We start from the raw sequence: 24,048 nt of genomic DNA on the forward strand, positions 1-24,048 counted from the left end.
ACTGAATTTAGGAGTTTTGATTATCTTCTGGTCTTATCGGCGATATTACAGTTTGAACTGTTGCATCCGAAGTTGAAAATAGCCTGAAGCAGGAAAAATAATCCGAATGCACCGAATATCCATTGCCGGTTTTCATAAGCTGTATAGAACATAAAAAGGGCTATGGCAAGACGGAAATAACGCATAAAATGCCAGTTGGAAAATAGGTTTTTCATTGTAAAGGAAATTCTGAGTCCTATAAATTTACGAAAAATATTGAAATAGGAGTGTAACTTTTGTTACTTAAATGATGGGGTGATAAAGGGGAAATAGGTAAAAAACAAAAAAGCCATTCAATCGAATGGCTTTTTTGTTTTGCTCCCGCAAATATAGAGTTTTCGAACCAATTTAAAGAAGATTTGGAGAAACTTTATCATTTTTATGTAGATGTAGTAGAAAGATTATGAAACTAAAACCATTTTTTATCTGTTAAAATGGTAATTCAATTCTTTGTCAATCAGTACTTATGTTGTTTTTTTTACATTTTTTATATCAAAAAACGATTAGTTGTTAGTAATTTGCTATTTTGCAGCTTCAAATTCTGATAATATGAACAGAATAAAAGAGGTCTTAAAAGAAAAAGGAATTACTCAAAAATGGTTAGCTGAAAAGCTCGGGAAAAGTTACAATATGGTTAATGGTTATGTGCAAAATAGGCAACAACCGAGACTAGAAGTGCTTTTTGAAATTTCAAAAATTCTTTCAGTGGACGTTAAAGAGTTAATTAAAGACGAAACAAACTAAACAAATGTCTGAAGAACAGAAACTACTATTGCAGAGCAAGCTTTGGGCAATTGCCAACTTGTTAAGAGGTAAAATGAATCCAGATGATTATAGGGATTATATTCTAGGTTTTATCTTTTTTAAATATTTATCTGAGAAACAAGAGTTGTATGCTAATCAACTTTTAGAAGGTGAAGAAATTACGGATTTCACAAAAGTTACTGACCAAGAAACACTTGAGGTAATTCGCGAGGAATCAATTATTAAGTTAGGTTATTATCTAAAGCCTGAAGAACTATTTGCAGCAGTTGCCGAAAAAGGTAATTCTGAGGTTGAAGGTGAAAGCACTTACATCTTAGATGATTTACAAGAGATTCTAAATCATATTGAGCAAAGCACAATGGGTAAAGAATCGGAAGAGGATTTTGCTGCTTTATTTGAAGATTTAGATTTAACATCAACTAAATTAGGAAGAACCGTAGGGGCTAGAAATGAGATAATTGTAAAAATAATTAATGAGCTAGCTGAAATCGATTTCAAATTAAATGAAATCGATTCCGATGTATTAGGTGATGCCTATGAGTATTTAATAGGTAAATTCGCAGCAGGAGCAGGAAAAACTGCTGGAGAGTTCTATACTCCTCAACAGGTTTCTACAATACTAGCTAAAATTGTTACTACTGGAAAAACAAAAATAAAATCGGTTTATGACCCAACGTGTGGGTCGGGTTCCTTGCTTTTGCGGGTAGCTAAAGAAGCTGACGTAAGTGAATTTTATGGTCAAGAATTGAACCGTACAACATACAACTTAGCTCGTATGAACATGATTTTGCACGATGTTCATTATAGACAATTTGACATTCGGCAAGAAAATACTTTAGAGGAACCACAACATTTAGACAAAAGATTTGAGGCAGTAGTGGCAAATCCTCCATTTTCTGCACATTGGAAAGGGAGTAACAATGCTCTTAATAGTACAGATGAACGTTTTAGCCAATATGGCAAACTAGCACCTAATACAAAAGCAGATTATGCCTTCATAAAACACATGTATTATCAATTAGCTGATAATGGTACTATGGCATGTGTTCTTCCACATGGAGTCCTATATAGAGGCGCATCTGAAGGCGTAATAAGAAAATATTTTATTGAGGAATTAAACGCTTTAGATGCTGTAATTGGATTACCTGCGAATATTTTTTATGGTACATCAATTCCCACCTGTATTTTAGTTTTAAAAAAATGCCGACAAACAGATGATAATGTAGTTTTTATTGATGCAAGTGGTGAAGACCATTTTGAAAAGGTAAAAAATCAAAATGAACTACGTCCTGAAGATGTAGGACTTATTGTAAATACATATAGGAATAGAGAAACAATTGAAAAATACAGTTAATGTTGTCAGTTTACAAGAAATAGCTGAAAACGACTACAATCTAAATATACCTCGATATGTGGATAGGTTTGAAGAAGAGGTAATAATTAATTTAGAGGATGTAATAAATCGTTTAAAAAATATTGATGAGGACTTAGCACAAGTGGATGATGAAATTAAAGCTTATTGTTCTGAACTTAATATAGAAACACCATTTTAGTAATATGGAAGATTTATTACAACCTAGTTTACGTTTTCCAGAGTTTGAAGGAAATTGGAAAGTAACAACTTTTGGTAATCATTTTTCTTTTAAAAATACTAATTCTTTATCTAGAGAAAAGCTTAATTATGAAGATGGGGCTGTTAAAAATATCCATTATGGAGATATTCACACAGCTTTCAATTTATTATTTGATATCACAAAAGAAAAAGTACCGTTTATTAATACAGATGAAGATATTAGCAATATAGATGAAGAAAACTATGTCCAAAATGGTGATATGGTTATTGCTGATGCTTCTGAAGACTATGCAGACATTGGGAAGTCAATTGAAGTTGTTAATATTAACAATGAACGTGTTTTGGCTGGTTTGCATACTTTTTTAGCAAGAAAAACGGACAACACTCTGGCTAATGGTTTTTTTGCATTTCTACTAACTACATACAAGGCTAGGTTAGAAATCATGCGAATTGCACAAGGAACTAAAGTTCTTGGTTTGTCAAAAGACAGATTAAGTGAAATTCCATTGTATATACCAGAAACTGATGAACAACAAAAAATAACTGATTTTTTAAAAGTTATTGATAAACGCTTAAAGTTATTAATGAATAAAAAAGAAGCGTTGGAAGATTATAAGAAAATAGTTGTTCAAAAGTTGCTAAATCAAGAAATACGATTTAAACAAGATAATGGTGAGAATTTCCCGGAATGGGAAGAAAAAAGAGTTGATGATGTTTTTGATGTGACTCGAGGTAATGTTTTAGCAGTTTCAGAAATGAAAACTGAAAAAAGTTTAGAATATTCATATCCTGTTTTTTCATCTCAAACAAAAAATGATGGCTTGACAGGCTATTATAATGATTTTTTATACGAAGATGCAATAACTTGGACTACAGATGGGGCTAATGCTGGTGATGTGAATTTTCGTGAAGGAAAATTTTATTGTACAAATGTTTGCGGAGTGTTATTGTCAAATAATAATCAAGCAAATCATTGTACAGCAGAATTATTAAACAGAGTAACTCAGAGATATGTATCGTACGTAGGTAATCCAAAGTTAATGAATAATATAATGGCTGGTGTGAAAATTAAATTCCCAGACATTAATGAACAAATAAAAATTTCAAATTTTATTAAAAATATTATCGATAAAATTAAAGTTGAAGAAAAGAGAATTCAAGATTATCAGTTGTTCAGAAAATCATTACTTCAAAAAATGTTTGTTTAGTTGTGAATTTAACTAGAGCCAAAATAGAAGAGTTTAAAGACGAGGTAGATGGTCTAACTGGGTATTATCTTATTATAGATGAAATCGAAGATAATTTACCCGAAAATCCAGATATATCTATAGAATCATGTAAGTCTCTAATCGAAGGACTTAGTAAGAAAGCCCTTGAACTCATAAGTGATAAGTACAATGCAGACAAACAACTAATGAAAGCATGTGAGGGCAACATGTCAACATTAGTTAAAACTGCTTTTGATGAGGTTTACAAAACTTCAATTGAAAAAGATTTGCATGAGTCGCTTTATAATATTATCCAAAATAAAAGTAGAGTAAATAAACTATTAGATGCTGCAAAAGTGGAAATGCAAAAAAACACCAAAAAAGCAGTTGATAAAATTGCCGCTATACGCCATGATAGAGGTGATATTTCACATGGGAGGGTTTATCCAAAAAAATCTGAAAGTGAATTACATTTGGCAAATTCTATTTTGTCAATTACTGATGGTATTTGTTCTTTTATGATACATGAATTAGCTATTCAGTACCAATTGAAACTTGAACAAGCAAAAATGTTGGTCTACAAAGAAGAAGGTGATTATAATCAATGGTTAGACGAACAAAATGATAACCTTTTAACCAAAATAGACTTTAGTCGATTACTTTATAATAATAACTACGAAAAGTATGAAGAGATTTTTTATTCGGAATATCAAGATTCATTGTCTTCAGAGAAACTTGAAGAATTAGAAGAATTGGATAAAAAATTAGATACGATTCCTTTAGAAACAGTAGAAAGAGAAATTGAAAACTTAATAAACACATTCCAAGAACAAGAGTTTTGGACACCACACAGACTTGAAAAACTAGAAGAATTAACTAGTGCTTACAATTTTGTTTTTGAAGAAACTAGACAGGCTATTGAAGAGTTTTTATTTACCGAAAAAGACCCATTACCAGATGAAGCAATTCAGGTGTTGATTGAAAGACCAAATCTAAAAGAACGTAAAGAGAGAACAGAATTTGCTATTGGTAGAATAAAATTAATGGCAAGTATTTTAAAAGATAGCTAAGAAAATGACAAGACAACCTGAACAAATTTTAGAAAACAAATTGGTAACTCAACTAGTAGCACTAGGCTATAAAAAAGTTGAGATAGCAAATGAATTTGATTTGTTGTCTAATCTAAAACGACAACTTGAAATACACAATAAAGTAGAGTTGTCTGAGCAAGACTTTAAGCAAATACTCAACTATATTAATAAAGGGAATATTTTTGAACGTGCTAAAATTTTACGTGACCGTGTACCCTACGTAAATGATAAAGGCGAATCAAAAACTATTGAACTGATTAATCAAGTTCGTTGGTGTCAAAATGAATTTCAAGTCACACAACAAGTTTCGATTGATGGAAAATATAAAAACCGTTACGATGTAACTATTCTTATCAATGGGTTACCATTAATACAAATAGAATTAAAACGAAGAGGTTTAGAACTTAAAGAAGCTTTTAATCAAATAAATAGATATGAAAGACACAGTTTTGGTGAAGGAGCTGGATTATTTCAATTTATTCAGATTTTTGTTATTAGCAATGGGGTTAATACAAAGTATTACGCTAATAGCCCTATTAAAGCTCGTTCATTCAAACAAACATTTTACTGGACTGATAATAAAAATAAACTAATAACACAATTAGCAGATTTTTCAGCTATTTTTCTTGAGCCATGTCACATATCAAAAATGGTTTGTAAATATGTAGTTTTGAATGAATCTGGTAGTTATTTAATGGTTTTAAGACCTTATCAGTTTTATGCTGTTGAAGCTATTATTGAACGTGTTAAAAACACCACTGAAAACGGATATGTTTGGCACACTACAGGTTCTGGAAAAACATTAACTTCCTTTAAGACAAGTCAAATATTAACACAAATGCCTCAGGTACATAAAGTGGTTTTTGTTGTTGATAGAAAAGATTTGGATTATCAAACAACGAAAGAATTCAATAGTTTTAGCAAAGGTAGTATTGATGGAACAAACGATACTAAAACCTTAGTAAATCAATTATCAGGTGATGCTAAATTAATAGTAACTACAATTCAAAAACTAAATACAGCAGTTACTAAGGCTAATCATATCAAGAAATTAGAGCAATTACAGGACAAACGCATTGTTTTTATTTTTGATGAATGCCACCGTTCTCAATTTGGGAGAACTCATGAATCAATTAAAGGTTTTTTTCAAAATAGCCAAATGTTTGGGTTTACTGGAACACCAATATTTGAAAAGAATGCTGGCTCAAATGAATACGGTAAGCGAACTACAAAAATGCTTTTTGGTAAAGATTTACATAAATATGTGATTACTGATGCAATACGTGATGAAAACGTTTTAAAATTTTCAGTTGAATACATCAGTACATTTAGAAAAAAAGATAATATTCAAGATATTGAAGTCGAGGCTATAGACGAAAAGGAAGTTATGGAAGCTCCACAACGTTTAAACAATATAGCTGATTATGTCATAACTAATCATAACCGTAAAACACACAGCCGAGAATTTACAGCAATTTTTTGTGTAAGTAATGTAGAAACACTCATAAACTATTATCAAATATTCCAGAATAAAAAGAATGCGGGTGAACATAATTTAAAAATTGCTACAATTTTTTCATACCAAGCTAATGAAGATGACAAAGAAGCAATGGGTGTTACTTGGGAAGATGATGAGTTTTTAATAGCAGCAGAACCAAAAGCTGATTATAGTTCTATAAAACAACAACATACAAGAGAAAGCTTAGATAGTTTCATTAGTGATTACAACAAAATGTTTAGCACTAATTTTTCTACTAAGGATTCTCAATCTTTTTACAACTATTATAATGATATTGCGAAAAGGGTTAAGCATAAGCAAGTAGATATTCTATTGGTTGTGAATATGTTCTTAACAGGATTTGATAGCAAAACACTTAATACAATATATGTTGATAAAAACCTGCAATATCACGGTTTAATTCAGGCTTATTCAAGAACCAATAGGATTTTAAATGAATTGAAGTCTCAAGGGAATATTGTTGTGTTTAGAAATCTTAAAAATGCTACTGATGAAGCCATAACTTTATTTTCAAACATTGAGGCTAAAGATGAAATCATCATGGAGCCGTATGAGGATTATGTAAAGAGAATGAACGATGCTTTCATCACATTATTACAAATAACTCCAACTGTAAATAGTGTAAATAATTTAAAAGATGAAGATGAAGAATTAGCTTTTGCAAAAGCTTTTAGGGAATTAATGAGGATTAAAAATATTTTAATCACATTTACACAATTCACGTTCGATGATTTAAGCATAGACGAGCAAACTTTTGAAGATTATAAAAGTAAATATTTAGATTTATACGATAAAGTTAGGAGTCATGATGCTAAAGAAAAGGTTTCTATATTACAAGACATTGATTTTGAGCTCGAATTGATTCATAGAGATGAAATCAATGTAACTTACATTTTAAAATTATTAGCTAAACTTAAAGACGCAACACCAGAAGAAAAAGAAAAACAAGAAAAAGCAATTTTTGACTTAATTGCTGGTGAAACTCAACTAAGAAGTAAACGTGAATTGATAGAAAAATTCATCAATCAGCATTTACCAACCATTGAAGAATCTGATGACATTCCAGATGAATTTGCAAATTTTATCAGCGTTGAAAAATTGAATGCAATAAAAGAACTAAGTGAAAATGAAGGTTTAAATCCTGAAAAATTAGAAAAAGTAATTGGAGATTATTTGTTTACAGAAAAAATGCCATTACGTGATGATGTCATTGAAATAATGAATGAAAGGCCTAGTTTAAAAGACAGAAAAACAAAATCAGAACGAGTTACAGAAAAAATATTAAATTTTGTTGAAACTTTCATTAATGGGATTTCAAGACCATAAGCCCCTAAAAAGCATTAACTTTATGTGTAATTATTAATTAAAAAATGAAGTGAAAGGTACTTAAAAAGTACCTTTTTTGCACTTGCTTCACACGTTAAAGCTAACTAGAATTTCCCTCCTCCTCTTTTGTTAAGTCTTTATTTATCGATTTTTTTGAAATTTACTTAAGCATTACCCAGCTCTTGGTGTAAAATTTTAATAAAACTCTTACGTTGTACTCTGATTACTCTTCAGATTTTTTGACGTTATCTGCAAGCAAAATTATTACTGTGTCATTTTGAACCATTACCTTGAAAATATTTTTTTAAGAAAATATCCCAAAAACACTTCACTTTTTCAAAAATGACACTATTTATTTAGAAATACACTTGGTTAAATCCCTTGTATGGGATTGTTGTATTTATAACATAAAGATTAACGATAAAAAGGAAATGAAATTTGAAAAAGTTAATGAATTTGCTAAGAGAACTAAAAAAAGTAGAAGTACTATCTATATATTCTACAATAAGAATAATGAGTTACAGGAAGAAATCAAAATGAATGGAAACAAGAGGCTTATTCCGATTGAATGTGTAAAATATTTTGACTCAGAAATAATGTTTGATGAGAATAAACTTTTGTGGTTAGAAAATCAATCTATGAGAAACCTAATAGACTGCTTAGTTGATAAGTTTACAATACAGATTATGGCAAATGGAGTGGGATTTCTTTTTTACAGTAGCTTATAAAACTGATAGGAATAAGAAATCTTGTTTTAGGCTAATGAATGCAGTGTATGAAGAAATAGTCAACAACTATGGAGGTAAAACCGAAATACGATTGTTTTTTACAGCTGAATCATTCGCTAATAGAGTTGGTCCCCTCTTGGGCTCGAACCAATCCCGATAGCTATCGGGACTCAGATTAACAGTCAGATGTTCCTTTATGTTTTTCGAGTAATTTAAACTTCATTTTCGGATATTGAAGTAAATTCTGGATGTATGTTTTACTCTTCATTGATTTAATATGTTTTTCAACGGATAAACCTTGATTTTTTGATTCACACTCAATTGTAAAAATCAACTTCCAATCATCAGCTTTATAGGTGAATTTTCTTGATTGAGTATCGTTTAAATGGAATTCTAATCTTTGAGTAAGATTTTCTGTAAAACCAATATAATATCGGTCTAACTTTTTTGAGTAGAGAATGTAAACGGAATTATCCATTTTGTAAAAATAAAAAAATCCTAACCATTTCTGATTAGGATTTTTTTTTGCTCCCCCTCTTGGGCTCGAACCAAGGACCCTCTGATTAACAGTCAGATGCTCTAACCAACTGAGCTAAGGAGGAAACTGTAATTTTTTGTCAAAAAGAACTTATTGTTAGATATAAAAAGCCAGCATTAACTGGCTTTTATTTTGCTCCCCCTCTTGGGCTCGAACCAAGGACCCTCTGATTAACAGTCAGATGCTCTAACCAACTGAGCTAAGGAGGAAGGTGTGTTACCTTTATTGCGGTGCAAATATAAGTCGAAATTTTAATCTCGCAAATAAAATGCTTAAAAAAATTAGAAAAATTTATCGGCAATAAGCTGGTAAATGTCCTTTCCAAAGGTTAAGGCCATTAATGTCAGTAAGATAATCATTCCGAAAGTCTGTACGTGACCCATCGCTTTTTCGCTTAATTTTCGTCCGGTTATCATTTCTGCAATGGTAAAAAGAGCGTGACCGCCGTCTAATCCAGGGATCGGAAGTAAATTCATAAAGGCTAAACCGATTGAAAAAAGAGCGGTAAAGTTCCAGATAAATTCCCAGTTCCACTCATCGGGTAAAGCTCTGGCGATTCCAACCGGGCTTTTTACATGTTTGTAAGCTTCTGTTTTCGGACGTAAAATCAACTTAAATTGTTTTACGTTGTAAATTAATAATTCATACGATTCTTTAACCGCTTCCGGGATGGCCTGGAATAAGTTTAGTTTGTTAACAACCTGAAAGTCCAGTTTGTCTTTAAAAGCAGGGATAAAGCCGATTTTACCGTCTTTGTCTACCAAAGTTTTTAAATTGATCTTTTCGTTGTTACGAATCACGGTGATGTTTACCGAATCGTTCTTATGAGTAGTAAGATTATCGCGTAATTCATCAAAGAATTTAAATTCTTTATTGTCAATAGCAATAAGGTGATCGCCTTTTAGGAATCCCGCTTTAGAGGCTTCTGATTTTGGTGCAACTGAGTCAACAACAATACTCGAAAGTCGGGGTTGAATAAAATCACGTCCTTCTTTGCCGATAATCTCTGCTTTTTGCGGATCGGTAAGAATGATCGTTTTCTTTTCACCATTACGCTCAATGTCAATTTTATCGCCTAAAAGGATATCCAATGTCATACGGTTAAAACGATCCTGGTATTTACCGTCTACCGCTAAAATTTTATCACCGTTTTTAAAGCCGACGTTTAATCCGGTTTGACCAAAGGCAAGACCGTTTTTCTGAATAGCTTCCGTAGCAATATATTTTTGTCCGTAGGTTACGTAAACCATTGTGTAGATAAACCACGCCAAAAGAATGTTTACGATGATACCGCCTAACATGATAATTAAACGCTGCCATGCCGGTTTGGAACGGAATTCCCACGGTTGCGGTTCCTGTTTCATCTGGTCCATGTCCATACTTTCATCAACCATACCGGACAATTTTACATAACCGCCAATCGGTAACCATCCGATTCCCCATTCTGTTTCTCCGATTTTCTTTTTTATTAATGAAAACCCGGCATCCATAAAAAGGTAGAATTTTTCTACACGCACTTTAAATAGCTTAGCGGCGATATAATGCCCGAATTCATGAAGGATAACCAGTACAGATAGTATGAAAAGGATTTGACCTAATTGTATCATTTTTAAAATACTTTTTTGTTATAAACGACAAAAGTAAGGTTTTCACCTTACTTTTTATCATGGAATTATGTATTGCCTATTTTTTTATAAAATTTTTATGAAAGACACCATTCGCAGTGCTGATTTTTACAATGTGAATACCGTTTGCCAGATTGCTTACCGAAAAATCGGAATGGGTTTGTGTGCTGACAAGCTGACCTAAAGTGTTGTAAATCTCTACTTTTTCCAGTTCAATATTGGTTGGAAGTTGGATGGTGATACGATCTTCAGCGGGGTTGGGATACAATGCGATGGTCTCGGCTATTTCGAATGAAGACGTTCCAAGTGTAGTGGTGTTGTTTTTCGAAATAATGTCTTTCTCAGGATCAAATTCAAAATCGGTAACCGTAAACGGAACGGAAACAATAAATTCCTGCCCGTTTGTTGTATTGTCTACTATAACATCATGAGTTTGATTGCCGTTTTTTAAGCGGATAGGAAGCGGCATTTCAAAATAACTTACAGAAGAATGTGACTGGGTTTGCGAGACTTTGATTTTAGCTTGTCCGGCGCCCCAGTTTTGTACAACGATATCGTAAGACGGATAGCCTTGATTGTATATCCAATCATTAAAAAACTCAGTAAGATTCATTCCCGAAACTGTTTCAAGATGCGTTTTTAACTGAGGTGTTACCGCATAACCATAGGCAAGTGCGGGATCGTTCAGGTAATTGCGAAGCGCTTGAAAAAAGTTGGTGTCGCCTAATTTGAAACGTAGCATATTGGTCACCATTGAGCCTTTGTTGTACGTTATTCGGTTGCTGAAAATACGACTCACGTTAGTAAGTTGATTATCAGTTAAGTATAGATTTCCGTCCGGTAATGCTGTGATATTATTGGTTTTACCTTCTTTCCAGTTGATAAAAGCAGTGTTGCCGTCCAGTTGTTTTACAACCATACCCGACATAAATTCGGTGATTCCTTCATTAAGCCATATGTCTTTCCATGTTCCGCAGGTTACTTTATCGCCGAACCATTGGTGTGCCATTTCGTGAGCGATTAAACTTCTGCCGAATCCACCCATAAAAGATACGGTTGTATGTTCCATTCCGCCGCCAAATCCGCATTGGGCATGGCCGTATTTTTCGTTTCTAAACGGGTAAGGACCTATTAATGTTTCGTAAAAGTTAATAATCGTAGGAGTTGGCGCCAGGCTATTCTGTGAAGCTAAAGCATTTTCCGGATAAAGATAGTTGACTATCGGAAACGTGTTGGGAGCGATGCCGCCAACTTGATTGTAAATCTGGTAGTTTGTAACTGCGATAGCAATCAGATAAGCCGGAATCGGGTAACTGTGGTGAAAATGAGTTGTTTTGGTTCCGTTGCCGTTTACAGTGCTGGAAACTTCTAGTCCGTTGGCAACACTAACATATTGTGACGGAGCCGTGATATAAACATCAATACTGTTTACTTTGTCGTTCAGATCCTGTTTACATGGCCACCAGTCTTTTGCGCCGTAAGGTTCGGAAAGTGTCCATAAAACTGGCGTTACACCATGCGTGCTGGTTGTGAAAGCTGCATTTCCGCTGGCAGGAGCTCCGGAATAGGTAATGGTAACGGAACTGGATGAACCGGTGGTAAGTGTCGAAGGTAGTGTAATTACTAACTCGTCATTAGCATTTTGAGTAAAGACCAAACTGGTGTTGCCTTGTTTAACGCTGCTCACAGTTAAAGCATCGGTAAGGTCAAAAGTAACCGTATTCATGTTTTGTTTGGCAGTAAAATCGGTTCTTACGACTCCCGAAATAAAATAATTGGCCGGATTAACGGTGAATTCGAGCTTGTGGTAGGTAATGTCGTAATTCTGCGTATTGGCATTGGCTACAAATTGCATTACACCGGAAGCAGCCTTCATTTCGGCTTCAACCATTCTGGAAAACTCATCTTCTTCTGTTTGGGCGAAAGAAAAAGTGGTTGCCAGTAATGCAAAAATTAAGAAATAGTTTTTCATAAATTTTAGTAAAGTTTGCCAAATTTAAGGAATAATACAAAATATGGGCTTAAAATATTGGAATAATGTGGTTTTGGTTGAAAGTCCCCGGATTGTGGGCGGGCTTTGTAAAATTGCAGGTCTTATTATATAAAACAATTCCTTAAATTTGCTGACCATAAAATCATTATACTATGTTACAGATAGCATTTATTAGAGAAAACCAGGAAAAAGTAATCCAGGCTTTGGCAAAACGAAATTTAGACGCTAAAGCAATGGTTGAAGAAGTGGTGGCTTTAGATGAAAAGCGCCGCGCAACGCAAGTGGAATTGGATAATATTTTGGCAGAATCGAACAAGCTATCGAAAGACATCGGTGAGTTGATGAAAAGTGGTGAAAAAGCCAAAGCGGAAATCCTAAAAGAAAAAACGACATCATTTAAAGAAAAAAGTAAAGAACTTTCTGAGGTATTAAATACCGTTACGGATCAATTAACTTCTGAGCTTTATAAATTACCGAATATGCCGGCGGATGTAGTTCCGGTTGGAAAATCGGCGGATGATAACGAAACGGTTTTCGAAGAAGGAGAAATTCCGGTCTTGTTCGAAGGTGCTTTGCCGCATTGGGAACTGGCTAAAAAATACGATATCATCGATTTCGAATTAGGAACTAAAATCACAGGAGCCGGATTTCCGGTTTATAAAGGAAAAGGAGCGCGTTTGCAACGAGCTTTGATTTCTTACTTTTTGGATAAAAATACCGATGCCGGATATAAAGAATTTCAGGTACCACACTTGATCAATGAAGCGTCAGGATATGGAACCGGACAATTGCCGGATAAAGAAGGTCAAATGTATCATGTAGGTATCGATGACTTATATTTAATTCCAACTGCGGAAGTGCCGGTAACCAACTTATACCGCGATGTGATTTTACAGGAAAGCGAATTGCCTGTAATGTGTACCGGATATACACCTTGTTTCCGTCGTGAAGCAGGATCTTACGGAGCACACGTACGCGGATTGAATCGTTTGCACCAGTTTGATAAAGTGGAAATCGTTAGAATTGAACATCCGGAAAAATCATACGAAGCGTTGGAAGGAATGGTTGAACATGTGAAAACACTTTTACAAGAATTAAAATTACCGTACCGAATCCTTCGTCTGTGTGGCGGAGATATGGGATTCACCTCAGCGTTGACTTATGATTTTGAAGTGTTTTCAACAGCTCAGGATCGTTGGTTGGAAATCAGTTCTGTGTCTAACTTTGAAACATATCAGGCAAACCGACTAAAATTGCGTTTTAGAGATAAAGACGGAAAAAACCACCTGGCACATACATTAAACGGAAGTTCATTGGCTTTGCCGAGAGTTCTGGCCGGAATTCTGGAGAATTACCAGACACCGGAAGGAATTGTGATTCCGGAAGTGTTGCGTCCGTATACCGGATTTGATATCATTAATTAATAAAATCTTATACTACAATAATGTACTAATTAGCTGAAAAAAAGCTACATTAGTACATTGTTTTTTTAGGATCATCACATCATGAAAAACGTTTTCTCTTTTATCGCTCTATTGTGCTCGGTGTTTGTTTTCGCGCAAAACGATCAGCTGGCACAAAATTATTTCGATCGGGGAGAATTTGAAAAAGCCATGGTGATCTACGATGAGCTGCTTAAAACACAACCTAATAACTATCAGTATTTTCAGAAACAGATAGCTTGTTATCAGCAGTTAAAGCAGTATGCTAAAGCTGAAGAAGCAATCCGAAACAGAATCGACCGCTTTAAGCAAAATAACCTGTATGTGGAGTTGGGTTACAATTATCAACTGCAAAAGGATATGGATAAAGCCGGTAAATGCTACCAAAAAGCATTGGACTTTATCAAAGAAAATCCGAATAATGTTTACGGAGTAGCCAGTCTTTTTGAACAAAAAGTGTTGTTGGAACAAGCCTTAAAAGCATATGAAATAGGAATCGCGGGGAATCCGAATTTTAATTTCGATTATCAGATTGCTTTACTTCAGGGACAATTAGGGAATTTGGAACTGATGGTTGATAAGCTGTTGGACTATGCTTATCGCAATCCGCAAAATCTGGCATTGGTGCAAAACCAATTGGCGCGATTTATGATGGAAGATACTCAGGAAACCTTTAATGCCAATCTTAGAAAAGCGCTGTTGATCCGTACTCAAAAAACACAGGATATTTTCTGGAATCAGTTCTTAAGCTGGTTTTTTGTACAGCAAAAAGAATACGGAAAAGCCTTTATTCAGGAAAAAGCCATTTTTAAAAGGAATCCGGATAATTTTTATAATATCATTAATCTGGCCCGATTGGCGGTACAGGAACAGGAAAATGAAACGGCAAAAGAAATCCTGGATTTTATATTGCTGAATACACAGGATCTGGATCTTCAGATGGAAGCGCATTATCAGCTGGCTATAATGGATGTTGATAAAGCAACGCCAAAAGAGTATCCGGTTATACAGGAAAAGCTGAATCTATTATTAAAACAATACGGCGTTTCACCCTATTCGCTCCGTTTACAGATTTTAAAAGCCCACTTTGATGCTTTTTATCTGAAACAGTTTGAAGCAGCCCGGCAAACGCTAACCAAATCATTGGAACTACCGCTCAATAGTTATCAAAAAGCAGAAGTAAAAATGGAGTTGGCCGATGTGTTGTTATTGGATGAAAAATTTAATCAGGCCATTATCTATTATGCGCAAATTGAAGATGATCTGAAAAATGATGAAATCGGACATGAAGCGAGTTTTAAAATGGCAAAAGCCAGTTATTTTAAAGGTGATTTTGACTGGGCGCAACAACAATTTAAAGTGCTTAAGTCGTCATCATCTCAGTTAATTGCAAATGATGCGTTGGAATTGTTTCTGTTGATTAACGATCATACAACACAAGACAGTACACGAGTGGCTTTAAAGAAATTTGCAAAAGCTGATTTTCTGTTGTATCAGAATAAAACGGATGAAGCTTTAAACGGATTCAGGACACTTTTAAAAGAACATAAAGGGCAAAGTGTAGAAGATGAAACCTTATTGAAAATAGGTCGGATTCTGGAAGAGAAAAAAGAATATGCGGAAGCGGTAAAAGTATATCAGGAAATTATAGACAAACACGCGGAAGGGATTTATGTCGATGAGGCTTTGTTCTTCTCAGCCGAGATTTACAGAAAGGATATCCCGGATCCGGAAAAAGCAAAAGCACTTTACGAGAAAGTCATTTTTAATCATCAGGATAGTATTTACTATGTAGATGCCCGTAATAACTACAGAAAATTAAGAGGAGACAATAACCTGTAAGGGAATACAAGTTGTCCGAAAAATAAACAAAAGATTTTATAACATGATTATTTACAATGTAACGATCAATATACACGAGAGTGTACATGATGAATGGATGAAATGGATGCAGGAAAAACATATAGCTGATGTATTGGCTACAGGTAAATTTACGGCTGCACGAATGGTTCGGGTTTTGATCGAAGAAGAAATGGGAGGGGTGACCTATTCCATTCAATATACAACCGAGAGTAAAGAAATGTTGCAACGCTATTATGATGAGGACGCACCACGGCTAAGAGCGGAAGGATTTGCCCTTTTCGGAGATAAAATGCTGGCTTTCCGTACGGAGTTAGAATTGATCAGTGATCATTAATACTTTTAAAAAGTAAACATGGATAAGGTAAGAGCTAAAAAACATTTGGGACAACATTTCCTGAATGATGAAAATATCGCCAAAAAAATTGCCGATACGTTAACACTGGACGGCTATAAAAAAGTATTGGAAATCGGTCCGGGTATGGGAGTGCTTACCAAATATCTTTTGGAAAAACCCATTGAGACATATGTGATTGAGATCGATACCGAATCGGTAGAATATCTACAGACACACTATCTGAAATTGTCAAACCGTATCATTTCAAAAGATTTTTTAAGGTATAACCTTTCGGAAACTTTTGGTGAAGATCCGTTGGCGATTATCGGGAATTTTCCATACAATATATCTTCCCAAATCGTTTTTCGCGTACTGGAAATGAGAGATCGGATTCCGGAGTTTTCCGGGATGTTTCAAAAAGAAGTAGCCGAACGTATTTGCGAGAAAAAAGGAAGTAAAGCCTACGGAATTCTGTCGGTTTTGGTTCAGGCGTTTTATGATACGGAATACCTGTTTACGGTTTCGGAAAATGTATTTACGCCGCCGCCGAAAGTGAAATCCGGGGTAATGCGTATGCGCAGAAAAGAAAATTATAAGCTGCCATGCGAAGAGAAGCTGTTTTTCAACGTAGTAAAAACGGCTTTTAATCAGCGTAGAAAAACTTTAAGAAATAGTTTAAAAACGTTCCAGTTGTCGGATAATTTAAGAGAAGATAGTATCTTTGGCCTTCGTCCGGAACAATTGTCCGTGGAACAGTTTATCGAACTCACTCAAAAAATAGCCGCCGATGGAGTTTAAAATCAGCAGAGACTTTATTGCTCAGATTGAGCAACTAATCAGTGAAAACAAAGGGAATGAACTGGAAGGTTTACTCCACGAGATTCACTATGCTGATATTGCCGAAATCATGGAAGAACTCGATGATTATGAGGCAAGCTATATTTTTAAATTACTAGACAGTGAAAAAACCGCGGAAATCCTTCTGGAACTGGATGAAGAAGTCCGCGAAAAGATTTTAAGTAACCTTTCTGCAAAAGAAATCGCCGAAGAGCTGGATGAGCTGAATACGGATGATGCCGCCGATATTATCGCAGAATTACCACAATCGAAAAAAGAAGAGGTAATCTCCGAACTTGAAGACGTCGAACACGCGAAGGACATTGTGGACCTGTTGCGTTACGACGAAGATACGGCCGGGGGATTGATGGGGAAAGAGCTTGTAAAAGTAAACGAAAACTGGAATGTTCTTACCTGTGTTAAAGAAATGCGACAACAGGCCGAAAATGTATCCCGTGTGCATTCTATATATGTAGTGGATGATGAAGGCCGATTAAAAGGCCGCTTATCCCTAAAAGATTTATTGACCACTTCAACCAAAACACCAATCAGTGAAGTTTATATTAAAAAAGTAGACTATGTAAAGGTGGATACTAAAGATGTGGAAGTTGCCCGAATCATGCAGAAATATGACTTGGAAGCTATTCCGGTTGTTGATGAATTGGGCCGATTGGTTGGTCGTATTACCATTGATGATATCGTAGACGTAATCAAGGAAGAAGCCGATAAGGATTACCAGTTGGCGGCCGGTATCTCGCAAGACGTAGAAGCGGATGACAGTATTCTGGAATTAACGCGTGCACGTTTGCCATGGTTAGTATTGGCATTGCTGGGCGGTTTTATCAGTGTGCGGGTGTTGGGTCTTTTTGACGGCGCAATGGAAAATCATCCGGAATTATTCTTCTTTACACCGCTAATTGCGGCAATGGCCGGAAATGTAGGTGTACAATCTTCTGCAATTATCGTTCAGGGTTTGGCAAATAATACACTTAGTGGTTCACTATGGAATCGCTTATTAAAAGAGGTTACACTAAGTTTGTTAAACGGACTGATTTTAGGTGTTATCCTTTTAATAGGAAGTCATTTTCTTCTGAATGTAAATTTTATGTTGGGAATCACAGTTACCGTAGCCCTTCTTTCCGTTATAGTAACGGCTTCTGTCCTGGGAACTTTTATCCCCATGACGTTAAACAAATATGGGATTGACCCCGCCTTGGCCACCGGGCCTTTTATTACAACCAGTAATGATATCTGCGGGATCTTGATTTACTTTTCCATAGCCAAAATGATCTTAGGATTTTAATCATATAAACGGTTCTTATGAAAATTGTAGTTATTGGTGGTGGTAATTTAGGTGCCGCCATCGCTATAGGTATTGCCCGGTTTACATCGGGGAATGAAATTGCGGTTACCAGAAGAAATCTGGAAACAATTCGTTTTTTGGAAGCCGATGGCATTTCATTGTCTTCTGATAATAGGCATGCGGTGCAAACTGCCGATGTGGTAATACTTACAGTAAAACCCTATCAGGTAGCGGCTATTATTTCGGATATAAAACCCTATTTACAACATAAAATCGTAGCTTCTGCTGTTAGCGGATTTTCTATGGAAATGCTTCAGGAGCAATTGGAAGTAACGACAACAGCTATTCGTATTATGCCGAATATTGCCATCCAATTCGGATCGTCTGCAACTTGTGTGACGGTTAAAGATAATGATCAGGCTGTGGTGCAACCATTTTTATCGATACTGGAAAAACTGGGTTCAGTGGTTGTTATCGATGAGAAAATGATGGATGCGGCTACAGTACTTGGAGCTTGTGGTACGGCTTATGCATTGCGGTATATCCGGGCAGCCATGCAGGCCGGAATTGAAATCGGTTTTGATGCACAGACGGCTTTGGCTATAGCTTCACAAACAGTTAAAGGTGCTGCTGAAATGGCGCTGCGGGAAAAAGTACATCCGGAACAGCTAATAGATCGGGTTACAACACCAAAAGGATGTACGATTGCCGGTCTAAACGAAATGGAACATCAAGGATTTAGTTCTTCACTAATCAAAGGGATTAAAACATCTTTAAACAATATTAAAGGAATATGAAACAACCGGTAAAAATTCTGCATATCGATAGTAATCACCCTGTTTTATGGGATAGGCTGGAAGCGGCCGGTTTTGAAAACCATGAAGATTATAAATCATCAAAAGAAGCTGTTGAAACCAAGATTCACGAATACCACGGAATTGTGATCCGAAGCCGTTTTAAAATTGATAGCCACTTTTTGGATAAAGCAACTAATTTAAAGTTTATTGCCCGTGTTGGCGCCGGATTGGAGAGTATCGATTGTGATTATGCGATGCAAAAAGGCGTGCATTTAATCGCTGCTCCGGAAGGAAACCGGAATGCGGTAGGAGAACATGCGCTTGGGATGCTATTATCGCTTCTGAACAAGCTTAATAAGGCGGATCGGGAAGTGCGCAACGGACATTGGAATCGGGAAGCAAATCGCGGACAGGAGCTTGATGGTAAAACGGTGGGAATTATCGGTTACGGAAACATGGGGAAATCATTTGCAAAAAAACTAAGAGGTTTTGATGTGGAAGTTTTGTGTTATGATATCCTGGATCATGTAGGTGATGCTAATGCGCGTCAGGTTTCTTTATTGGAACTGCAGAAAAAAGCCGATGTGCTGAGTTTACATACACCCTGGACTCCTGAAACGGATAAAATGATTACAATTGATTTTATTAATGCATTTTCGAAACCGTTTTGGTTTATTAATACGGCTAGAGGAAACAGTGTGGTTACTGCCGATTTAATGACTGCATTAATTCAGGGGAAGGTTCTGGGTGCCGGATTGGATGTGTTGGAATATGAAAAGCTATCTTTTGAAAATTTATTTACAGATGATAATACACCGGAAGCACTGCAATATCTGCTTCAGGCGGATAATGTATTGCTAACGCCACATATTGCCGGATGGACAGTTGAAAGCAAAGAAAAGCTGGCACAGGTTATAGTGGATAAGATTATAAAATGCTGCAAAGATGAATAATAAACTAGCAAAACAAAAATTATGGAAAAAAAAGAAACAAAAAGAGTTACAGGTATTGGTGGCTTTTTCTTTAAATGTGAAAACCCGAACGAAGTAAAACAATGGTATCGCGAACGATTGGGAATCCCGGTAGGAGACTACGGTTGGTCTTTTACATGGAAGGATGAAGAAGGAAACGACGGCTTAACGCAATGGTCGCCGTTTGCAAGTACGACTAAATATTTTGAGCCTAGCGAAAAGCAGTTCATGATGAATTTCAGAGTGGAAAATCTGGTGGAATTATTGGAATTGTTAAAAGCAGAAGGAGTAACGGTTGTAGGGGAAATGGAAGAATATGATTACGGGAAATTTGGTTGGATTCTGGATCCGGAGGGAAATAAAATTGAACTTTGGGAGCCAAAATAATGTTAAAGTAATATAAAAATATAGTATATTCGCTTCATTATCAATCTTATCAAAATAAAAAATGGAAGTAAAAAACACTAAATCAGAGAATTGGAATAACCCTCCGATTCCAGTATTTAAAGTAGATCCGATCATGGTTTTGGTTTTTGGAATCATTACCTGTGGATTGTATCTTATTTATTGGAATATTAAGGTGGCAGATGTTTTAAACGCTGTAGCCGAAAGACAAATTATCTCACAACCGGTAGCTATTTTTTCAGGATGTTGTTTGCCTGTAAATCTGTATTTCTATTACATTGCCGGTAAAGACGGTTTGCCAAAAGTATATCAAAGAATCGGAGAGCCAAACAAAGATCAGTCGGTTCTTTTATTAATTTTAGGGTTTTTCTTCCCTATGGTTGCTGCAATGATTGTACAAAGTGATATCAACAAGCTATACAATTAATACAAAAAAACAACTCAAAATTTATGGGATTATCGGAGCTTTACTGACTCTGATAATCCCTTTTTTGTTGACATTTCAAAATGAGCACAATCATCTGGATAATGCCCAGTCATTGTGTCCGTTTAAAATGCTGACCGGTTTCCCTTGTCCGGGTTGCGGAATTACAAAGTCACTCGTATATATCTATGAAGGCGATATTGTGAAGAGCCTGCATTTTCACTTGTTCGGCCCGTTTGTTTTTGTACTTTGTGTTCTTGCAATAATTATTTTATCAGTTGAATTGTTTACCGGTAAAAGCTATTTCCGAACGCTTTTTTACAGTAAAAAAGTAGCTTATTTTTTAGCGGTTATCCTGGTTGTTTACCATATAATCCGACTGTATTATTTTGTTGCGGATCATACGTTCGATGATATCCTGAGACAATCAATATGGAAATAAAAAAGACCTGAATCTCTCAGGCCTTTTTGATATTTGTTGTTTATTCTTATTCTTTTTCGTTTAGCTTACGTTCCAGCTCAGCCTGGAATTCTTCCATTACCGGTTTAACGGTGCTTTCCGGTAAATCAGCAATGCGAATGTACATTAAACCGTCAACAGCATTGTTAAAAAGCGGATCCACGTTAAAAGCGACCACTCTCGCATTTTGTTTGATGTATTTTTTAATCAAAACAGGTAAACGCAAACTTCCCGGTTCTACCTCATCAATGATTTTGTCGAACTTGTTCAAATCGGCTTCCGCTTCGTTAAATACAAAATCTTTATCGGCATCTTTCAGTTTAACCTTATATTCTTTTTTAGGGTGAATATATTGAGCTACATACGGATCGTAGTAGTGCGACTTCATAAACTCGATCATCAATGATTTGGAGAAGTCAGAAAACTGATTGCTGATACTTACACCGCCAATTAAATAACGATGTTCCGGATGACGTAATGTAGTATGTACAATTCCTTTCCATAACAGGAATAACGGCATTGGTTTTTGCTGGTATTCTTTAATGATAAAGGCGCGTCCCATTTCAATGGATTTGGACATCATATCATATAATTCCGGTTCGAAACGGAACAACTCGTGTAGGTAAAACCCGTTAATGCCGAATTTTTTATAGATATCCGAACCCAGTCCCATACGATAAGCACCTGCAATCTGCTTGTTGTCCTCATCCCATAGAAACATATGGTGGTAATATTTGTCGTATTGATCTAAATCCAAAGATTCATTTGTTCCTTCGCCTACTTCCCGGAATGTAATCTCTCTTAAACGGCCGATTTCATGTAGTACATTCGGAATCTTATCAGCAGTTACCAGAAATACTTCATAGTTTTTGCTTTGTAGTAAACGGTAATCACCTTTGCGTAATTCGGTTACTTCCTGTAAGATCTTTTCGTAATTAGCAGGATGTGCAATTTGCTTCGGACTACTTTTCGGTAACGGAAGTTTTAAGCTTGGAGCTGATAACAATTTGCTTTCGGTACTTTCGAATGAGTTCGCCAGCATATAGGTTTTACGGCGTAAAAACTCGGAATAAGTATCAATAGATTCGTACTCGTTTTGTTCGTTAACCGAAATAGGTTTCCCGATACGTACTTTGATAACGCGCTTTTTCTGTGTCAGTAACTCAGAAGGTAGTTTTGCGGTACGTAGCGTCGGACTTATTTTAGACAGTAGGTAAAATAATCTGCTGTTTTTAGCATGGAAATAAATCGGAACAACCGGAACCTGTGCTTTTTTAATCAGCTTTATGGCGCCTTCTTCCCAGGGTTTGTCAACTACCAGTTCGTCATCTTTGTAAGTTGATACTTCACCGGCAGGAAATATTCCCAGTGGTTTTCCTTCGCTCAGGTGACGTAATGTTTCTTTAATTCCCGCTACGCTGGATTTGGCATCCTTGTGATTTTCAAAAGGATTTACCGGCATTACGTATGGCTTTAAAGGGTCAATGCGGTGTAATAGGAAATTAGCGATGATTTTAAAATTAGGCTCTTTTTCCAGCATTAATTTCAATAGCAAAATACCGTCTATACCACCTAACGGGTGATTGGAAACGGTAATATAAGCCCCGTCTTTCGGTAAACGCTTCAAGTCTTCTTCCGGGATTTCAAACTTAATTTGAAATTCATCCAAAATAGCGTTTAGAAAAGGGACATCGTTGAGATGTTTATTTCGGTTATAAATATCATTAAGCGTAGAAATCTTCAGCACCTTCATCAGTAACCAGCCTGAAAAAGTTCCTAAAAAACCGTATTTGTCAGTGTTTATTGCTTTCGCAACTTCTTTAGCGGTAACTAAACCCATTTAAATTCGTTTTGAGCGAAAAACAAAGATAAGAATTCTCATGAAACGCAAAAAGGCTTTGCTCTATTATTACGTTTTTTTTAATAACCCGGGAATTTAGGCTTTTGATTGTGAAGGTTTTGTTTCTAATTCTGTATTTAGTGTTTTAAATCTATAGGTTTTTTGTCTATTTTTGGGGAAAATGAACTGAAACGATGAAAATTATTTCTTATAATGTTAACGGAATTAGGGCGGCAATTACCAAAGGTTTTCTGGATTGGTTGAAAAGCGCCGATCCGGATGTAATCTGCCTTCAGGAAATAAAAGCAACACAAGAGCAGGTTCCGCTACTGGATATCGAATTGGCGGGTTATCCGTATCATTACTGGTTTCCGGCCGAAAAAAAAGGGTATAGCGGAGTGGCAATTTTGTCGAAAGTAAAACCGAATAATGTGGTTTTCGGAACCGGAATTCCGCATATGGATAAAGAAGGACGTAACCTTCGTGTGGATTTTGATGACTTTTCGGTAATGAGCCTGTATTTGCCATCGGGAACAAACATCGACCGATTGGATCATAAGTTTATGTATATGGATGATTTTCAGAATTATATTAATAACCTGAAAAAGGATATTCCAAATCTGATTATCTGCGGCGATTATAATATTTGTCACGAAGCGATTGATATTCACGATCCGATCCGAAATGCGAAAGTATCCGGTTTCTTACCGGAAGAACGCGCCTGGTTGGACGGATTTATGAAAAGCGGTTTTGTTGATAGTTTCCGCCATTTTAACAAAGAACCACATAATTATAGCTGGTGGAGTTATCGTGCGAATGCCAGAGCCAATAATAAGGGATGGAGAATCGATTATAATCTGGTAAGCGAACCGTTACGCGACAGAATGAAACGTGCCGTGATCTTACCGGAAGCGAAACATTCAGATCACTGTCCGATTTTAGTTGAAATTGAATAATCAAAAAAACA

21 protein-coding genes, 2 tRNA genes and 1 pseudogene are annotated in these 24,048 nt (G+C 35.7%); 17 read left to right on the forward strand and 7 right to left on the reverse strand.

Going from position 1 to position 24,048, the window contains the following annotated elements:
- Positions 1-20: 20 nt before the first annotated feature.
- Positions 21-215, reverse strand: a complete 195-nt coding sequence (locus tag NOX80_RS04305) for a hypothetical protein (protein ID WP_256552093.1) — start codon at positions 213-215, stop codon at positions 21-23.
- A gap of 373 nt (positions 216-588) precedes the next feature.
- Between NOX80_RS04305 and NOX80_RS04310 the strand changes: the two genes are divergently transcribed.
- The 6 genes and pseudogenes from NOX80_RS04310 (at position 589) to NOX80_RS04335 (ending at position 8,249) form a co-directional block, all read left to right on the forward strand.
- On the forward strand, positions 589-783 hold the full coding sequence (locus NOX80_RS04310) for a helix-turn-helix domain-containing protein (RefSeq protein ID WP_256552094.1): 195 nt from the start codon (positions 589-591) through the stop codon (positions 781-783).
- Positions 784-787: 4 nt separating this feature from the next.
- A pseudogene (locus NOX80_RS04315) lies at positions 788-2,357 on the forward strand (type I restriction-modification system subunit M).
- A gap of 4 nt (positions 2,358-2,361) precedes the next feature.
- Positions 2,362-3,585 (forward strand): restriction endonuclease subunit S, encoded by a 1,224-nt coding sequence (locus NOX80_RS04320; RefSeq protein ID WP_256552095.1) that lies wholly within the window; start codon positions 2,362-2,364, stop codon positions 3,583-3,585.
- 2 nt (positions 3,586-3,587) lie between these two features.
- On the forward strand, positions 3,588-4,655 hold the full coding sequence (locus NOX80_RS04325) for a hypothetical protein (RefSeq protein WP_256552096.1): 1,068 nt from the start codon (positions 3,588-3,590) through the stop codon (positions 4,653-4,655).
- Positions 4,656-4,659: 4 nt separating this feature from the next.
- Positions 4,660-7,521: a type I restriction endonuclease subunit R gene (locus NOX80_RS04330; RefSeq protein ID WP_256552097.1), complete on the forward strand. Its 2,862-nt coding sequence runs from the start codon at positions 4,660-4,662 to the stop codon at positions 7,519-7,521.
- A 431-nt stretch (positions 7,522-7,952) separates the two neighbouring features.
- Positions 7,953-8,249, forward strand: a complete 297-nt coding sequence (locus tag NOX80_RS04335) for a hypothetical protein (RefSeq protein WP_256552098.1) — start codon at positions 7,953-7,955, stop codon at positions 8,247-8,249.
- 175 nt (positions 8,250-8,424) lie between these two features.
- Here NOX80_RS04335 and NOX80_RS18610 read toward each other — a convergent pair whose 3' ends face one another.
- From NOX80_RS18610 to NOX80_RS04355, 5 genes are all read right to left on the reverse strand, one after another.
- Positions 8,425-8,727: a GIY-YIG nuclease family protein gene (locus NOX80_RS18610; protein ID WP_371926079.1), complete on the reverse strand. Its 303-nt coding sequence runs from the start codon at positions 8,725-8,727 to the stop codon at positions 8,425-8,427.
- Between the two features lie 50 nt (positions 8,728-8,777).
- Positions 8,778-8,851: transfer RNA gene (locus NOX80_RS04340), tRNA-Asn, on the reverse strand.
- A gap of 71 nt (positions 8,852-8,922) precedes the next feature.
- Positions 8,923-8,996: transfer RNA gene (locus NOX80_RS04345), tRNA-Asn, on the reverse strand.
- Between the two features lie 72 nt (positions 8,997-9,068).
- A complete protein-coding gene (gene rseP / locus NOX80_RS04350) occupies positions 9,069-10,394 on the reverse strand; it encodes an RIP metalloprotease RseP (RefSeq protein WP_256552099.1) in 1,326 nt (441 codons plus the stop codon).
- A 76-nt stretch (positions 10,395-10,470) separates the two neighbouring features.
- A complete protein-coding gene (locus NOX80_RS04355; protein WP_256552100.1) occupies positions 10,471-12,384 on the reverse strand; it encodes a M1 family aminopeptidase in 1,914 nt (637 codons plus the stop codon).
- A 173-nt stretch (positions 12,385-12,557) separates the two neighbouring features.
- On the opposite strand from NOX80_RS04355, the gene serS reads away from it, so the two are divergent.
- The 10 genes from serS (at position 12,558) to NOX80_RS04405 (ending at position 21,223) form a co-directional block, all read left to right on the forward strand.
- Entirely contained in the window at positions 12,558-13,829 is a 1,272-nt protein-coding gene (gene serS, locus NOX80_RS04360) for a serine--tRNA ligase (protein ID WP_256552101.1), read from the forward strand.
- A gap of 81 nt (positions 13,830-13,910) precedes the next feature.
- Positions 13,911-15,689: a tetratricopeptide repeat protein gene (locus NOX80_RS04365; protein WP_256552102.1), complete on the forward strand. Its 1,779-nt coding sequence runs from the start codon at positions 13,911-13,913 to the stop codon at positions 15,687-15,689.
- A 43-nt stretch (positions 15,690-15,732) separates the two neighbouring features.
- Positions 15,733-16,044, forward strand: coding sequence for a DUF4286 family protein (locus NOX80_RS04370; RefSeq protein ID WP_256552103.1), 312 nt, complete (start codon positions 15,733-15,735; stop codon positions 16,042-16,044).
- An 18-nt stretch (positions 16,045-16,062) separates the two neighbouring features.
- Positions 16,063-16,842: a 16S rRNA (adenine(1518)-N(6)/adenine(1519)-N(6))-dimethyltransferase RsmA gene (rsmA, locus tag NOX80_RS04375; RefSeq protein ID WP_256552104.1), complete on the forward strand. Its 780-nt coding sequence runs from the start codon at positions 16,063-16,065 to the stop codon at positions 16,840-16,842.
- Positions 16,832-18,184: a magnesium transporter gene (mgtE, locus tag NOX80_RS04380; protein WP_256552105.1), complete on the forward strand. Its 1,353-nt coding sequence runs from the start codon at positions 16,832-16,834 to the stop codon at positions 18,182-18,184. Before rsmA ends, mgtE begins: the two co-directional genes overlap by 11 nt.
- A gap of 17 nt (positions 18,185-18,201) precedes the next feature.
- Positions 18,202-18,981, forward strand: a complete 780-nt coding sequence (gene proC / locus NOX80_RS04385) for a pyrroline-5-carboxylate reductase (protein WP_256552106.1) — start codon at positions 18,202-18,204, stop codon at positions 18,979-18,981.
- Entirely contained in the window at positions 18,978-19,934 is a 957-nt protein-coding gene (locus tag NOX80_RS04390) for a 2-hydroxyacid dehydrogenase (protein WP_256552107.1), read from the forward strand. Before proC ends, NOX80_RS04390 begins: the two co-directional genes overlap by 4 nt.
- 21 nt (positions 19,935-19,955) lie before the next feature.
- Positions 19,956-20,339, forward strand: coding sequence for a VOC family protein (locus NOX80_RS04395; protein ID WP_256552108.1), 384 nt, complete (start codon positions 19,956-19,958; stop codon positions 20,337-20,339).
- 61 nt (positions 20,340-20,400) lie between these two features.
- Positions 20,401-20,784 (forward strand): DUF4234 domain-containing protein, encoded by a 384-nt coding sequence (locus NOX80_RS04400; protein ID WP_256552109.1) that lies wholly within the window; start codon positions 20,401-20,403, stop codon positions 20,782-20,784.
- Positions 20,785-20,851: 67 nt separating this feature from the next.
- Positions 20,852-21,223 carry a DUF2752 domain-containing protein gene (locus NOX80_RS04405; RefSeq protein ID WP_256552110.1) on the forward strand — a complete coding sequence of 124 codons (372 nt, stop codon included), beginning with the start codon at positions 20,852-20,854 and terminating at the stop codon, positions 21,221-21,223.
- A 46-nt stretch (positions 21,224-21,269) separates the two neighbouring features.
- On the opposite strand, the gene NOX80_RS04410 is transcribed toward NOX80_RS04405, so the two are convergent.
- Positions 21,270-23,081: a GNAT family N-acyltransferase gene (locus NOX80_RS04410; RefSeq protein WP_256552111.1), complete on the reverse strand. Its 1,812-nt coding sequence runs from the start codon at positions 23,079-23,081 to the stop codon at positions 21,270-21,272.
- 194 nt (positions 23,082-23,275) lie between these two features.
- Between NOX80_RS04410 and NOX80_RS04415 the strand changes: the two genes are divergently transcribed.
- On the forward strand, positions 23,276-24,037 hold the full coding sequence (locus NOX80_RS04415) for an exodeoxyribonuclease III (protein ID WP_256552112.1): 762 nt from the start codon (positions 23,276-23,278) through the stop codon (positions 24,035-24,037).
- Positions 24,038-24,048: the final 11 nt, after the last annotated feature.

The sequence above is a fragment of the Flavobacterium cerinum genome, from assembly GCF_024496085.1.
Taxonomy (GTDB): Bacteria; Bacteroidota; Bacteroidia; order Flavobacteriales; family Flavobacteriaceae; genus Flavobacterium; species Flavobacterium cerinum_A.

Coding starts and splice junctions, on each gene's coding strand:
- NOX80_RS04390 (WP_256552107.1), top strand. CDS start 18,978: ATGAAACAACCGGTAAAAATTCTGCATATCGATAGTAATCACCCTGTT.
- NOX80_RS04355 (WP_256552100.1), bottom strand. CDS start 12,384: ATGAAAAACTATTTCTTAATTTTTGCATTACTGGCAACCACTTTTTCT.
- NOX80_RS04320 (WP_256552095.1), top strand. CDS start 2,362: ATGGAAGATTTATTACAACCTAGTTTACGTTTTCCAGAGTTTGAAGGA.
- NOX80_RS04330 (WP_256552097.1), top strand. CDS start 4,660: ATGACAAGACAACCTGAACAAATTTTAGAAAACAAATTGGTAACTCAA.
- NOX80_RS04335 (WP_256552098.1), top strand. CDS start 7,953: ATGAAATTTGAAAAAGTTAATGAATTTGCTAAGAGAACTAAAAAAAGT.
- NOX80_RS04395 (WP_256552108.1), top strand. CDS start 19,956: ATGGAAAAAAAAGAAACAAAAAGAGTTACAGGTATTGGTGGCTTTTTC.
- NOX80_RS04305 (WP_256552093.1), bottom strand. CDS start 215: ATGAAAAACCTATTTTCCAACTGGCATTTTATGCGTTATTTCCGTCTT.
- NOX80_RS04415 (WP_256552112.1), top strand. CDS start 23,276: ATGAAAATTATTTCTTATAATGTTAACGGAATTAGGGCGGCAATTACC.
- NOX80_RS04310 (WP_256552094.1), top strand. CDS start 589: ATGAACAGAATAAAAGAGGTCTTAAAAGAAAAAGGAATTACTCAAAAA.
- NOX80_RS04410 (WP_256552111.1), bottom strand. CDS start 23,081: ATGGGTTTAGTTACCGCTAAAGAAGTTGCGAAAGCAATAAACACTGAC.
- NOX80_RS04370 (WP_256552103.1), top strand. CDS start 15,733: ATGATTATTTACAATGTAACGATCAATATACACGAGAGTGTACATGAT.
- mgtE (WP_256552105.1), top strand. CDS start 16,832: ATGGAGTTTAAAATCAGCAGAGACTTTATTGCTCAGATTGAGCAACTA.
- NOX80_RS18610 (WP_371926079.1), bottom strand. CDS start 8,727: ATGGATAATTCCGTTTACATTCTCTACTCAAAAAAGTTAGACCGATAT.
- serS (WP_256552101.1), top strand. CDS start 12,558: ATGTTACAGATAGCATTTATTAGAGAAAACCAGGAAAAAGTAATCCAG.
- NOX80_RS04365 (WP_256552102.1), top strand. CDS start 13,911: ATGAAAAACGTTTTCTCTTTTATCGCTCTATTGTGCTCGGTGTTTGTT.
- NOX80_RS04400 (WP_256552109.1), top strand. CDS start 20,401: ATGGAAGTAAAAAACACTAAATCAGAGAATTGGAATAACCCTCCGATT.
- rseP (WP_256552099.1), bottom strand. CDS start 10,394: ATGATACAATTAGGTCAAATCCTTTTCATACTATCTGTACTGGTTATC.
- rsmA (WP_256552104.1), top strand. CDS start 16,063: ATGGATAAGGTAAGAGCTAAAAAACATTTGGGACAACATTTCCTGAAT.
- proC (WP_256552106.1), top strand. CDS start 18,202: ATGAAAATTGTAGTTATTGGTGGTGGTAATTTAGGTGCCGCCATCGCT.